This is a genomic window from Paenibacillus sp. Z3-2, from assembly GCF_054161325.1.
The window spans coordinates 6507786-6522142 of record NZ_CP096397.1; the positions used below are offsets into that span (position 1 = coordinate 6507786).

Below are 14357 nucleotides of genomic sequence, written 5' to 3' on the forward strand. Positions count from 1 at the left end.
CCCTTTAAGCATCTTAAATTAGTGGCTCCGTTTCAAGGAGTTGAGGTCAGCCGTAACGATTTTACCTGTATTTCCAAAGACGTACACTTTCCCTTTAAACTCCACCGCATCGTACCAATCGTCTACCGTCAAGACATCCTGCTTGGTCCATTTCTCAGCGTCATCGGAAAGGAAGATGGAACCTTCACTGCCAACAGCAATGAAGAGATTGCCCACGTATGAGATGCCAAAGAATCCAGTGTTCATTCCACGAGCATATAATTCATCACGGAACTCTGTCCTCGCCCATTTCTTACCGTCCTCTGAAGTCAAAATAACCGCACTCTGTGCATTTCCATAGTGACTGGCAGTGGTCACGACAAATTTTCCGTCACCCCATACCACATCGAAATTATGTCCAGGAAACCGTGCAGGGATTTCGTTCCACTTCAGACCATCCTCGGAGACGAGCAAAAGCCCTTTTTCTCCAACGGCTACCAGTGTTTTGCCGTTTGATGCCATCGCATTGATTTTTTTCTTTACATTAGTGTTCAAGGTTCTCCACGTCTTCCGATCCTTGGAAGAAAGAATCGTGCCGGCCTCCCCTGCCACGTAATACGTATTATTGGCATATAACACACTTGTAAGTGATTGAGTTGTCGGTGATTTAATGACTGTCCACTTTACCCCATCAACAGAGGACATCATCTTCCCGTTATCTCCTACCGCAAAAAAGTCCTTCCCTGACCATACAACTCCCCGAAGTGGATACGCTTGATCCACATAAGAAGATTGCCATTTGCCAGCCGTGTTCATCTTTGCAGAACCCTGCGAGCTGACGGAAAGGAAGTTAAGCTGGCTACGATACCCACCCACCAGCACCAGCCTATCCTTGCTCACTGCTGCTTCATATACGTTACTTGGAAGCACAAAAGGATATCGCTTTGTCAGCTTCCATTTGCGCCCATCCGCAGATGTTTGAATACCAGCATCCGTAATCGTTATATACTGTTTGCCGTTGTGAATGGTAAAAAACGGATTCTGCTTAGGGCTAGTTGCAAACCCAGCATCGCTCCAGCTCTTACCATCCTTGGATGTCCAGTTGACCTCTTTCAGGACATGATTGGCTTTATTCACATATTCAAAACCAAAAATATAAAACCTGTCCTTTGCCCAGTACACCTTGGACCAAAAAGCTTTGGACGATACGTATGTCCATTTCTGTCCATCCTTCGAGGTCATGATCGTTGCATCCCCTACAGCAACAAAAGCTCCACCGCCATAGGTCATATCCCAAACTTGCTCATAATTAGGCTGATTGGTCTTCACCTTTTTCCAGGTGATTCCGTCTTTAGATACCGCTACGACTCCGCCTTCATAACCTTGAGCTACGAAGGTATTATTGCCCCATGCTACGGCTGTAAAATTGGTGGAGATTCCTGTTTTTCGTTCGGTCCACGTCAATCCATCCTCTGAAGAGAAAATCTTTCCTTCATATGTGGTTCCACCAACTGCAATATATCGTTTTCCGTTCCATACCGCGTCTTTTAAAACTCTTATATGTATTGGATTATTTAACTTCTTCCATGACAGACCATCATTAGATGTCCATACGGTTACGTTGTCTGTTTCCTCACGAAAACCCATGAATTCAGACTTTCCACGAATAATCAAACTAAAATCTACTGGATTTCCGGTATAGATTGTCTTCCATGTAACCCCATCTTTTGAGGTTTTAACATAGCCTCCAGCGGCTGGCATCATATAGATCCCTCCACCATAGGCAATGGAATTGGAAACTCCACTATTTAACTCATCCAACGAAGACCAATTAAGGTTCAACTGACTTGTTACTACAGCATCCTCAATGTTGGCAACTTCACCCTCTGCCTGGGCAGGATATACAGAAATTAGGGAAAACAGCAGGATCGTGGTTAACAGTAGAGGTATTACTTTTAGTGAAAAAACTAGTGTGCGACTCATGGCTATCTCCTTACATTATTTAATACTACAAATATACCATGATCTGGAATGCAATACATCGATAATATGTTCATCCCTTTCTAATAGAAACCCCTAATATGATATGAGCCTTTACAATTTTTTTCATTGACACTCCCTTTAAATAAAAGATATATTTATTGATGTTGATAATCATTATCAGATACATAAAACGTTTTATATATTTACTTGTTCACATCCTCATGGATGTAATAGATCAACCCGGATATTCAGCACCACCAAATATATTTTAAGATTACAGGAAGGGGAAACACATGAACACAAAGAGAAAGCTTTCCTTAACAACATTACTTCTATCACTGGTCTTCATCTTGGCATTGGTAGGTTGTGGCAACCAAACAGCTGAGCCAGCAGCAACTCCTGCTGCAAGTGATTCGACAGCTCCAGCTACAGAAACACCAGCCGCTACAGATGAGAATGCCGGATATCCAATTACAATCAAGCATGCTTTGGGTGAAACGGTTATTGAGAAAAAGCCTGAGCGTGTAGCTACTGTACAATGGGCGAACCAAGATGTCGTTCTCGCGCTTGGACAAGTTCCTGTAGGCTTCTCGGCAGCAAACTTCGGTGTTCAGGATGATAGCGGACTGCTACCCTGGACTGCTAAGAAACTCGATGAACTCGGCGTAACAGACCCGAACGTTTTCCAAGATACAGATGGACTTGATTTTGAAGCGATTTCCGATTCCAATCCGGATGTTATTCTTGCAGCATACTCCGGTATCACTCAGGAAGACTATGATCTGCTTAGTGAAATTGCTCCGGTTGTAGCCTATCCAACGGCTCCATGGGCAACAACATGGCGTGAGCAGGTTACTTTCAATGCGGAGGGTATGGGTATGGAAGCAGAAGGCGAGCAATTGATCAAAGATACAGAGACCATGGTCAACGACAAATTAGCCGCATATCCTCAGATCAAAGACAAAAAAGTGGTTTGGGTTAACTTCTCCGCTGAAGACATGTCCAAACTTCATATCTATACACCTGTAGATTCACGCGTGGCCTTCCTTGGTGAGCTAGGGTTGGTTGTTCCAGAGAGTGTTACCAGCCAAATTGAAGATCCTAACAGTTACTCCCTGAGTCTAAGCGCAGAGAATGCTGAGGCCCTTAATGATGCAGATATCCTTGTTGGTTATGGTAATTCCGAGTTGCTGAAAGCCATTCAGGCTGATCCACTGCTTGGTAAAATCCCTGCGGTTAAACGTGGTTCCGTAGCATTCATTGAAGCAGACACACCTTTGGTTGCTGCTGGAACGCCAAACCCGCTGTCCATTTCGTATACTATTGATGATTACCTGAAATTGATTAGTGGAGCCATCGACAAGATCAATGAATAGTACATCGCTTTCGAACGATAATCGAATACGAGCACATGTCCCCAAGAACTTCATCTTGGTGTTAATCATTTGTTTCATTCTGCTCGCTGCAACTATGATTGCCTCACTGGTCTTCGGCTCTAGACCCGTGAGGTTTCATGAGTTAATCGACGGATTATTTCACCCAGAGGTAGACTCATATGGGGCAAACATTGTGCGCAAACGGATCTCCCGAACGGTCTTCAGTTTGTTATGCGGAGTAGCACTCGGCGTGTCAGGAGCACTTATGCAAGCCGTTACTCGGAACCCGCTTGCCGACCCAAGCATATTGGGCGTCAATACAGGGGCATCCCTGTTTGTGGTGATCGGTATTGCATTCCTGAACATCAGCAGCGCCAATCAATATATCTGGCTGGCACTAGCCGGAGCTGCAATAACGGCCGTGTTCGTATTCGGAATCGGCTCAATGGGGCGTGGCGGAGCCACGCCCATTAAGCTCGTTTTGGCCGGAGCGGCCATAAGTGCCGCGCTCTCCTCCCTTGTCACCGCCATTATGATCCCTCGCTCTTATGTCATGGACCAGTTCAGGTTCTGGCAAGTGGGCAGCGTAGGATCGGCAACCTGGAGTGGAATCAGCACGTTCATCCCGTTTCTGCTCATCGGTATACTCATTGCGTTTCTTACGGCCCCAGCACTGAACGCGCTGGCTCTCGGTGACGATGTTGCAACAGGACTAGGTGTTCGAACTGGAACACTTCGATTCATTGCGGCTCTTGCAGGGGTTCTATTATGCGGAGCAGCTACTGCACTGGCTGGACCTATTGGTTTCATCGGATTGTTATCTACCCACGTCATACGCCTTATACTGGGTCCTGACTTACGTTTTGTCATACCCATGTCTGCCGTAGCTGGAACGATCATTCTAACGATATCCGATGTCGGTGGCAGACTCATCAGCAACCCTGGAGAGCTTGAAGTCGGTGTCGTTACTGCCTTTATAGGTGCTCCAATATTAATCATCCTTGCGATGCGATCGAAAGTGCGTTCATTATGAGAGATCAATCCATTGAATTTATTATGGCGGGCAGACGTCATCGACGTCGCCGCTGGATACTTGTCACCAGTCTACTTGCCATACTTGCATGTGCTCTTTGCTGCGCCATGCTTTTGCTCGGCAACACAATCTATCCGGTTAAAGATGTCATCAGCTCCCTCTCAGGAGAGAAGATCAAAGGTGTGTCTTTTGCCGTAAATACGATACGTCTACCGAGAATGCTCACAGGTCTCTTTGCCGGATTCGCCTTCGGCATTGCAGGTTATACCTTCCAGACCATGTTGCGGAATCCGCTGGCCAATCCTAATGTCATCGGGATCACGTCAGGTTCAAGCGCTGCGGCTGTTTTCTGTATCGTCGTACTTCATGCAAGCGGAGCCATTGTTTCCTTGGCTTCAGTGATTGCAGGTCTGGCTACAGTGTTGTTCATTTATGTACTCTCCAGAGGAAAAGTATTCTCCATCGGACGGTTAATACTTATCGGGATTGGTATTCAAGCTATGCTTGATGCGGTGATCTCTTACCTCCTGCTGGTTAGTTCTGAAAAGGATATTCCTGCCGCAATTCGATGGCTCACAGGCAGTCTGAACGGTTCTCAGATGAGTGCACTACCGCCTCTCGTGATTACCGTACTAATCTGCTCACCCATCATCATGATGCTGGGTAAACATCTCAGTATATTGGAACTCGGAGAACAATCGGCATTTTCACTAGGTGTGGATACGGACAAAACCAGAATTGCACTTATTGTCAGTTCCGTCTGCATGGTTGCCATTGCTACCGCGACTACAGGTCCGATTGCCTTTGTCTCCTTCCTTGCGGGGCCTATTGCGAAGAGGCTCGTAGGTGTTGGCTCCTCGAACATCCTCCCGGCAGGTCTGGTTGGCGTTAATCTGGTTCTGGCCTCCGACCTCATCGGACAGTTTGCTTTTGAGTACAGATTCCCCGTAGGCGTCATTACTGGATTACTCGGAGCACCGTATCTGATCTTCCTGTTAATCCGAATGAATCGTAAGGGGGAGTTATAATGAAACCGACACATGTATTTGAAGCGAAACAACTCGTTGCGGGATATGAAAATAAAACGATTATCCATGGTGTGGACATTGTCATACCGAGTAATAAAATTAGCGTCATTATTGGCTCTAACGGCTGCGGTAAGTCTACCCTTTTGAAAACGATGGCCAGGCTCATTAAGCCTACTTCGGGCAGCATTACGCTGGACGGCAAAGCCATTGGCAAAATCCCGCCCAAGCAATTGGCTCGGGTGATCGGATTACTCCCGCAGTCTCCCATTGTTCCGGAAGGCATTTCGGTAGCGGATCTGGTGGGTCGTGGAAGGTTTCCACACCAATCCTTGTTCAGTGGATGGACCAAGAAGGATTATGAGGCTGTGGCCGAAGCTATGACCATCATGAAAATCACCGAGTTTGCCAATCACAATATTGATGAACTCTCAGGCGGCCAACGTCAGCGTGTGTGGATTGCTATGGCGCTGGCGCAACAGACGGATATCCTGTTTCTCGATGAGCCTACGACCTTTTTGGACATCACCTATCAAGTCGAGATTCTGGACCTGCTTACGGAGCTGAATCGCAAACACGGAACGACCATTGTGATGGTACTGCACGATATCAACTTATCTGCGCGATATGCGGATCATATCTTTGCGCTTCATACCGGAAAGCTTGTGGCTGAGGGTAAACCTGCAGAGGTAATAACCGCCCCACAAGTGAAAGACATTTTCGGATTGGAATGTACGGTCATTGAAGATCCCGTTTCAGGATCACCGATGGTGGTGCCCAAAGGGCGATATCATGCGAGATAGACGAATAGCGGCAGTTGAGACAAAGATCCCTTTGTCCTAACTGTCGCTATCTTATTTTTACGCCTATACCGTTTTAGCTAAAAAGCGAATAGTCACCGAGGTCCCCTGACCTTTTGCGCTATGATATTCGATCGTTCCCTCATACTTTTCCACGATATTATAGCAGATCATTAATCCAAGCCCCGTCCCATTTGCTTTCAATGAATAAAACGGAGTACCCAGTGATTTCACCTGATCCTCTGACATTCCGCTTCCCTCATCAATTATTTTGATCTCAACGTTATGTTTCACTCTCCTGGCTGTTACTTTGACGGCTTGGCCCGCATCCGAAGCTTCTAACGCATTTTTGATGAGATTCATTAGTAATTGCTTGAACTCGATCGTATTAATGAGAATCGTACAATATCTCTCTACCTGGATATCCATATGTTTACCCGATAACCTCGCATAGGAGCTGAGCAAGCCTGTTACACTTTCAAGAATCTCTCTTACCCCCACCTCTTCCGGTTGGAGATCTTTATTAGGTTTAGCCAAAGTCAAGAACTGAGAGGTAACCTGCTCGACGGTGTTTAGTTCATCTATCATCAAAGCGAACTTGCTTTTCACCGAATCACTGAAGGAAGGATCCTTCCCATATAACTGCAAAAAACCTCGAACAACGGTTACTGGATTTCTAATTTCATGTGCGACAGCAGCGGTTAGATGAGCAATCATCTTCAAACGCTCCGATTGTTGTAATTGCTCCGAATATAGTTGTTGTTTACGTATTCGACTAAAAGTCAGATGGAAAATGAGAAACAGGATCACCTGACTCGCCATAATATTGATCAGATTGCCTACCATGTCACCATACAGATAAGAATAGACAACCCCTTGATCAATCAGGAAGATATAGCCAAACGTAAGGATGATAAATATTCCATTTAAAGTCAATGAGAAATAGAATAATTTTAGATCAAAATAAAGAATGGCGAGCGCAGGAATAAGACAAATGAGAATATAGGTTGTCCAAGTCTCGGGATATATATAAATGAGCGCATAGAAGTATATAAATACAAGCATAATGATGCTCAACCGCAAAAAAAAACTCCCATACCTTGGGTATATCAGTAAACATATAGCCAAAATCGGCACACATAAGATATGTATAATATAACCGAACGTAATTCCGTTCCAGCCTGTCGTGGACTGTATTAATCCGAATACCATCAGGACAATAATCGTTAGTGTGGACATATAGTATACTTTCTGGTTCTTCTGATTGTGCAATTCCTTCATAAATTCACCACTTTATATTAATTTAAGACGTAGTATGCGAACCTTTCGCTAATGTTTATGCCCCCTTGATACGCTTTCTATAGTCACATTGTATCTTATTTAATGATCTACATACTACCGATTTCTCACTCAACATAAATAGCCGCATGGGAATATTGTCCCTACGGCTACTATTATATCGGTTAATTCAACTTTAGTTATATTTATAATTTCCCTAATACATTACTTCTGCATTATTAGAGATGTCTCTAAATTACTTCCAGATCTCTTCCGCAATGTCCTTGATGAACGCAAGCTTGCGCCATTGTTGTTCCTCGGTCAGATGGTTGCCTTCTTCCGTGGAAGCGAAGCCACATTGTGGGCTCAGGCAGATTCGCTCCAGATCAACATATTGTTTGGCTTCCTCGATCCGTTTCAGGATATCTTCCTTGTTCTCCAGCTCTCCGAATTTGGAAGAGAAGAGTCCAAGTACGACCTGTTGATTATCCTTCAGGAAACGAAGTGGCTTGAAATCCCCAGCCCGTTCCGTATCGAACTCCAGGTAGAAGCCAGAGTAGTTATCGATGCTCAGAAGTGTCTGCGCAATTGGCTCGTAGCCCCCACCGACTCCTGCAAATGTCGATACATAATTACCGCGGCAGACATGGGTCGTTACCACAAGGTCTTTCGGCAGACCTGATACCACTTCTTCGTTCAGTTTCGCGAGTTCGTTTGCATACTCTTCCACATTGACGCCAATCTGCTCCATCACTGTGATGAACTGTTGATCACATAGTGCGCCCCAAGTGCAATCATCGATCTGGATACTGCGGCATCCAGCTTCATAGAAGGCCAGAATGGATGCTTTGTATGCCCCAGCAATGTCCGAAAGAAGCTCTTGGCGGTTCGGATAGACAGCCTGTGTGCTTTCCTTATTATCGGCCCGGTCCAATTCGAATAGGAACTGTGCGGCCGCTGGAATGGATTGACGGGCAACAACGTCGTCGCCAGCCGTATCTTTTAAGAAGGCATAATGCGCTACAAATGGGTGATTGCTGTAGCTTATTTTGCCAGTCAGACGAGCTGTCTCCGGTCTGGATGTTGCACCGTTGAATCGATAGCCCTCATCAATAATTGTCCGCTCTACGCCATCCAGTCCCCAGAAGAAGTCCAGATGCCACCAAGAGCGGCGGAATTCGCCGTCGGTTACAGCTTGAAGGCCAACCTCTTTTTGTTTCTGTACGAGTTTCACAATCTCGGCGTTCTCTACTTCATTCAACTGTTCTGTAGTGATTTCACCATTCTGGTATTTTAATCTGGCATCTTTCAACGCACTCGGGCGCAGGAAACTGCCAACAATATCATATCGAAATGGAGTGACGGTTCTTTGTTTAGGTTCGGTTTGTATGTTCATAGGTTAATCTCCCCGTTTATCATTATAGAATTAAATATAACATATCCGATCGGATTTACCGTTCTACAAAAGGGTTATAGCCCGTTATAGGCTTTAGCTATAACGGGCTATATTTAAGGAGACTCTATGTTGACCTTAACAGAACTTCAATGCCTATGATCTCACGTCAAAGTAAGAACGATCTGATCGCCGGAACGGGTGATTTTGTAGATGCCCTCCTGCATGTCGATGCCATAATGCTTTTTCAGCAACCACTTGGCGTTAAGATCCGTCTCGACGACAACCAGATAATCGTAGCCGCTCAACAGATTGTCCATATTATCCTCATAGAACAACACGATCCCATCCACATGTGGAGCATACAAGAAATACTTTCCTACATATTGCATGTAATAGTTCGTGACCTGCTGGTCCCTATCTGAAGCATAGAAGAGATATCTATTATTATCCTCCTGCCCTCCCTGGTACCACCGATCACCAGTAACCGCATGAATTTTGTAAGGGAGCGTTGTATCATAGCTATGGGCTATGGAGACGATACCATTGTATTCAGACAAAAGAATCGTGGCAGCAACCGCCATACAACCGATAATCCCTTTTTGATAGTGGCCCTTTGACTCAACCGTCTTAAAGGATTGATAATCAGGCACTTCACCAATCCTATAGTGGAATGAACGCTCCAGGTCGATCGCAGCGCACAACACCAGCCCACCGGCGAACAGCACCACGATACTCGAAGCATAACGCTCGAACCCAGCCAGGACAATCGCCTCATCCAGTGGCATGGAGAAGAGATACAACGCCAGTATGCCTGCATAGTAAAGTAACAATACAACATCCAATGCAATCAATGCTTTCCACAAGTTCCACTTCTTCTTGAGCACAACAACGGCAAATACCGAAGCTGCGATCGCGATAAGCTGGAAAAGAACAATTCCGATCACTGGGCGCGTCGTCAGATCCGTACTGGACTTCAAGAAAAGCCATAGAATCTCACGCATCTGCTCTGACGTCTTGCCGGCCTGAATCCCCGTGGTAGCCACATCGAACTTGTTATCAATCCCTTGGAATACCGTCGCCATACGCCAGCTCCAGCCGAAGTAAGGAATCAGTGCTCCACAGATCGTGCCCACCACAGCGAGCGCCGTTTTCCAACTGAACTTTTGCACATGCTTTATCCACGTATATACCAGGAAGATGAGACCGATGGCTGCGAAAATAACCCCTGTGCTTTTGATAATGGTCAGTAATCCCGCAAGCGGGAGAACAAAAATACATGCCTTTTTTATCTCATTACGATATTGGTATACGACTGCCAGGACGGCGAGCGCGTAGATCGGGAGCAAGAAATCTACAAGTAAGTTGGTGATCCGAATCGTAAGGTTGAAAAATGAAAGCGTAGATAACCCAACTCCGAGAAAAGCGTACAGAAGAAAGCGTTTCTTCTCCGAAACGATGCCAAACATGGCATAAAAGCAGGAAAAGATAAGTAGACCTTGTGCCAAAAGCATCACGGACTGGGAATGCCCCATGAAGCGACAGACATAATAAATAAATGACGAAGTCCCCAACGGATAGTTTTTAAAATCAATCAGGCTGGAGTCTGGCGTCGGAAAAGCATCTGTGCTCAACATCTGCTTCAATACGATAGCCCAGTGGGAAAAATTATCGTAGTGTGTTAATTGGTTCTGAAAGAGTACCAGCAAGAAAACAAAAGTCCCTGCTAGAAATGAAAACTGGAATAAGGAAAAAGACATGCGGAAAGAGGTTCCTCGGCGTAATCCGAGAAGCACCATTCCCCCATACAAAAGCAAACCTACAATTAGAATGACAAGGCTGCCCGTAAAGAGCTTCCCTGCCAAACCACTTAGAAAAACAAGACAAGCAACCGAGGAAAACACAAATACGGGGATGAACTCCCAACGTAGGGAAAGTGCCTTCCGTACAAACTGCATATAGCCAAGAAAGGAGAATATCAATAAAACTCCCATCACTAGTTGAAGCATAATGAGCATCTCTATCTCTCCTAACCCTCTCTGGTGAAACTCTCGCTATGCGGATGGGTCAAATCATTCAATAATTGACTAATCAGGCCACGCTCCACAATATCATCAATATTCTCAACGGAGAGGAGCACTTCGCGATGATGGGCTGTTGTTCTGCCCGTATGTTTTAATAGGACTTCAATATTACTCTTCGTATAAAAGGTAACGAGCGCTCCTGCCGCAATGTCACCATGGAGACCTGTCGCGGAAAAGAAACGATAGTTGAAGCTGCGCAGCGTACAGCCCGCATTATTAGTGAAATTGACCGGAAGCTGCAGGGAAAGCCGCGGCATTTTCCGCTGATCCGATCTAGGTTGCACGATACGTTTTTTTACATTGCGAAGCATATCGTCGTAAGCTGTATCCCATAGATTCATCTGTTCAGGCAACGAGTGTTTGCGGTCATAGACAATTTGCATGTATTGACGCTTGTCGGTCTCATGTATAGGCTGAACCGTTGCGGAATAGCGCCAGCCCTCTCCATCCTGTTTCACATAAACAATGACTGCGTCGAGACTGGCTTCATACCGCTCGGATTTTACGACCAAAGAGATCGTCTTCTGTTCAGGTAAATAGATAGGATATTGGACATAAAAGGATATACCTTGTTCGGATACATCTACGGTCTTGGCCTGATAGCGCAGATTCGTGTCCTGATCATAGATCGTGACATCCTCCTGTGCCCGAATCCGCTCTGTCTCACGATACGCACGGCGGCCGATCATGAAGAACAGGGCATAACATAGCGCGATCATGTTATGAATCAGCCAGAAAATAATGATGCTGCTGAAGAACAGCGCGATACCGTACTTGCCATTTACATATCGAATTACGGCTGCAATGGAAAGCAACAGCAGGAAAATATGCGGAAGTGCATATAACAGAGCAGACATCCATTGTCGACCACTCGCTCTACTTTTGTTCGTAACCTTGAATTTTTTCTCGCGGATGCCCAACGTTTCCAGAAGAACTGGCCAGAGCAGATAAGGCATAAATATCGTATCGATTACTTGACTCCATCGCTGATTCCGAATATTGCTGGACAGATAACGCATGGAGACACTGTAGAAGAAATAAGATGGAAGCCAAAATACCAATATTTGCCAGAAAGTTGTGTTAACAATCTGGAAATCGAATAACGCAAATAAAATAGGCGCCAAAATGAAAATCAGCCGGTTAAAGAAGGACCACCAGTATAAGAAACTGCTCAAGTAGGTCACTCTTGTCCAAAAAGGAAGCTTCTCAGATATGGGAGCCCGGGTATTCTGCAAGCTTTGAATAATGCCCCTTGCCCAGCGAATCCGCTGCTTGATCATGCTCTTCACGGTTGTTGTGGTCTGTCCGGCAGCTTGAACCTCTTGAGTTGCATAGGTAATATAGCCTTCCTGCTGCAAGCGGATGCTTGTCTCAAAGTCCTCGGTGATCGTATTCAGCGGAAAACCCCCGATGTCTTCCAGGCCTTGCCGGGTAATGATCGTATTACTTCCTGTATAAGCTACCGCATTGGAGGCATTACGCAGGATATTTACTTCTCTGGAGAAGAAGTCCTGTTCATTCGGAATGCCTTGCTCTGCATACAGGTTAAACTGGAATAGATCTGGATTGTAGAAGCTCTGCGGAGTCTGTACCAGTCCAAGCTTGAACTTTGGATCTATTTCATCCTCTCGGCGAAGGCGCCATTCCTCATTCTCCTTAATGAACGTGGAGAGCATGAAATAGGGGACCGTTTTCATCAGGAAGGTGTGCTGCGGAATCATATCTGCATCAAACGTTGCAATGAGCGGAGAAGAGCTTTTGCTCAGGGCATTATTCAGGTTGCCCGACTTGGCATCCTTGTTCCCCGGGAAACCCAGATAACCCACGCCGAACTGTCTGGCAAGCTCCTCCACCTCAGGTCTTGCTCCATCATCACAGATGTATATATGAACCTTCTGCTTGTCCGGATAATCCATGAACGTACAGGCATTAACCGTTTTATACAACAGATCGACGGGCTCATTATGCGTAGCGATAAATACATCCACGTCTGGATAATACTCTGGTGGAATAGTTGGAAAGTCGAGTTGTGTACGTTTCTTTTGCATCTTTTGAAAGAATAATTCAAAGGTTGTCAGTACCGTTACGGTTTCAGCCACAATCAGCAAGATACCGAAAATCACATTCAGTACGCCTTCACCCCATGGCAAAGTAAAGAACATGCGCCATAGCAAGTAAATCGTCATTAGAATCATGGTGATGATAAAAAAGATATTTTGCCTTTTCTCGTTTTGCACTACAGCTGCTTCCTCCTTGCTGCAAATACCCATCTTCGCTGCAATTGGAAACTGAGCAGGAACAGCAAGGCATCACAGACGAATTTCGCCAATTTCTCATCTACGAAGAGAACGGTATGGAATAGATATACGCCGGTACTGGAAAGCAAGATGACCACTCCGCATAACGTCAAATAGCGCCATAGACTTCCCTGGCTATCCTCCTTGCGGAATACAAAATGTCTATTCAGTACATAGTTGACCACAATAGAAATAATCCTCGCAATCACGGTTGCGAGCAAAATTCTTAGATAGTGTTGTTCACCCAACACAGGGCGCAAAGCATCGATCAAAAACCAGGCAATGCCCAAATCCACAACAGAACTTGCCACAGACGATGATATGAAACGCAGGAAATTGGAGAACAATACCCCCATGACCCGAGCACTATCCTGGATCGCTTTAAAATGAGTTCCTGCATTACCATTTTCATAGATAACTTGAATTGGCATGGTATGAATCGGTATGCCGGACTGAATGCACGAGATGAGCATCTGCAACTCATATTCAAACCGAGTGCCGCGAACATCCTGCATAACCGCAAGTAGCCCGGGACCAAAAGCACGAAGTCCGGTCTGGGTATCCGATAGTTTCTTTCCATATAACATGGCAAAAATAAAGGAGGTCATCCGATTGCCTAACAGTGACTTCGGCGGTATGTTGCCTTCACTGAAGTTCCTTACCCCGAGAACTAACGAGTCCGGATGAAGTCTCGCTTCATGGGCAATTCGATATACATCCTCTGCTGCGTGCTGTCCATCTGAATCAGCAGTTACAACGAAGGAAGATGCATCATATTGTTGTCCAATATACTGAAAGCCGGTCTTGAGCGCCGCACCCTTCCCTTGATTCTCCGCATGAGTCAGAAGAGTACAACCGTTCTCACGGAGTTCCTCAAAAATCGACTGGTATGCCTCACCAGATCCATCATCCACAATAACAATATTCTTCAAACCGTACTCTCGCAATTGTCTTACATAGGCTGGAAGTCTCTCATCCGGTTCAAGTGATGGAATGAGGATGATCGTTTCGCCGTTTTGTTTACCTATAATCATCCTAATAAGCCTCAATTCGACATAATTTTGCATAATCTTTTGGAATAAAGTGAGTATAACATCGAGATGTTATAC

10 protein-coding genes are annotated in these 14357 nt (G+C 45.4%); 4 read left to right on the forward strand and 6 right to left on the reverse strand.

What is annotated here, in order from left to right:
* Positions 1-18 precede the first annotated feature (18 nt).
* The gene (locus M1D71_RS29040) at positions 19-1962 is read right to left on the reverse strand and encodes a hypothetical protein (protein WP_458124702.1); all 1944 of its coding nucleotides are present in this window, start codon (positions 1960-1962) and stop codon (positions 19-21) included.
* Between the two features lie 293 nt (positions 1963-2255).
* Between M1D71_RS29040 and M1D71_RS29045 the strand changes: the two genes are divergently transcribed.
* From M1D71_RS29045 to M1D71_RS29060, 4 genes are read left to right on the forward strand one after another with little or no spacing between them, the layout of a single operon-like run.
* Positions 2256-3338, forward strand: a complete 1083-nt coding sequence (locus tag M1D71_RS29045) for an iron-siderophore ABC transporter substrate-binding protein (RefSeq protein ID WP_458124703.1) — start codon at positions 2256-2258, stop codon at positions 3336-3338.
* Positions 3331-4371, forward strand: coding sequence for a FecCD family ABC transporter permease (locus M1D71_RS29050; protein WP_458124704.1), 1041 nt, complete (start codon positions 3331-3333; stop codon positions 4369-4371). The genes M1D71_RS29045 and M1D71_RS29050 overlap by 8 nt, the downstream gene beginning before the upstream one ends.
* Positions 4368-5399 carry a FecCD family ABC transporter permease gene (locus M1D71_RS29055; protein WP_169482588.1) on the forward strand — a complete coding sequence of 344 codons (1032 nt, stop codon included), beginning with the start codon at positions 4368-4370 and terminating at the stop codon, positions 5397-5399. Before M1D71_RS29050 ends, M1D71_RS29055 begins: the two co-directional genes overlap by 4 nt.
* Complete coding sequence (locus M1D71_RS29060) at positions 5399-6199, forward strand: ABC transporter ATP-binding protein (RefSeq protein WP_458124705.1); 801 nt, start codon at positions 5399-5401, stop codon at positions 6197-6199. Before M1D71_RS29055 ends, M1D71_RS29060 begins: the two co-directional genes overlap by 1 nt.
* Before the next feature lie 63 nt (positions 6200-6262).
* Here the strand turns inward: M1D71_RS29060 and M1D71_RS29065 are convergent, their stop codons facing one another.
* From M1D71_RS29065 to M1D71_RS29085, 5 genes are all read right to left on the reverse strand, one after another.
* Positions 6263-7477 (reverse strand): ATP-binding protein, encoded by a 1215-nt coding sequence (locus M1D71_RS29065; RefSeq protein ID WP_458124706.1) that lies wholly within the window; start codon positions 7475-7477, stop codon positions 6263-6265.
* Between the two features lie 253 nt (positions 7478-7730).
* Positions 7731-8870: a 5-methyltetrahydropteroyltriglutamate--homocysteine S-methyltransferase gene (locus tag M1D71_RS29070; RefSeq protein ID WP_458124707.1), complete on the reverse strand. Its 1140-nt coding sequence runs from the start codon at positions 8868-8870 to the stop codon at positions 7731-7733.
* Between the two features lie 161 nt (positions 8871-9031).
* Positions 9032-10885, reverse strand: coding sequence for a hypothetical protein (locus tag M1D71_RS29075; protein ID WP_458124708.1), 1854 nt, complete (start codon positions 10883-10885; stop codon positions 9032-9034).
* Positions 10886-10896: 11 nt separating this feature from the next.
* The gene (locus tag M1D71_RS29080; protein ID WP_458124709.1) at positions 10897-13188 is read right to left on the reverse strand and encodes a glycosyltransferase family 2 protein; all 2292 of its coding nucleotides are present in this window, start codon (positions 13186-13188) and stop codon (positions 10897-10899) included.
* Entirely contained in the window at positions 13188-14282 is a 1095-nt protein-coding gene (locus M1D71_RS29085; RefSeq protein WP_458124710.1) for a GtrA family protein, read from the reverse strand. Before M1D71_RS29085 ends, M1D71_RS29080 begins: the two co-directional genes overlap by 1 nt.
* Between the last annotated feature and the right edge of the window lie 75 nt (positions 14283-14357).

Excerpts from the sequence above, each read along its gene's own strand:
- M1D71_RS29040 (WP_458124702.1), bottom strand. The coding sequence starts at position 1,962 with ATGAGTCGCACACTAGTTTTTTCACTAAAAGTAATACCTCTACTGTTA.
- M1D71_RS29045 (WP_458124703.1), top strand. The coding sequence starts at position 2,256 with ATGAACACAAAGAGAAAGCTTTCCTTAACAACATTACTTCTATCACTG.
- M1D71_RS29050 (WP_458124704.1), top strand. The coding sequence starts at position 3,331 with ATGAATAGTACATCGCTTTCGAACGATAATCGAATACGAGCACATGTC.
- M1D71_RS29055 (WP_169482588.1), top strand. The coding sequence starts at position 4,368 with ATGAGAGATCAATCCATTGAATTTATTATGGCGGGCAGACGTCATCGA.
- M1D71_RS29060 (WP_458124705.1), top strand. The coding sequence starts at position 5,399 with ATGAAACCGACACATGTATTTGAAGCGAAACAACTCGTTGCGGGATAT.
- M1D71_RS29065 (WP_458124706.1), bottom strand. The coding sequence starts at position 7,477 with ATGAAGGAATTGCACAATCAGAAGAACCAGAAAGTATACTATATGTCC.
- M1D71_RS29070 (WP_458124707.1), bottom strand. The coding sequence starts at position 8,870 with ATGAACATACAAACCGAACCTAAACAAAGAACCGTCACTCCATTTCGA.
- M1D71_RS29075 (WP_458124708.1), bottom strand. The coding sequence starts at position 10,885 with ATGCTCATTATGCTTCAACTAGTGATGGGAGTTTTATTGATATTCTCC.
- M1D71_RS29085 (WP_458124710.1), bottom strand. The coding sequence starts at position 14,282 with ATGATTATAGGTAAACAAAACGGCGAAACGATCATCCTCATTCCATCA.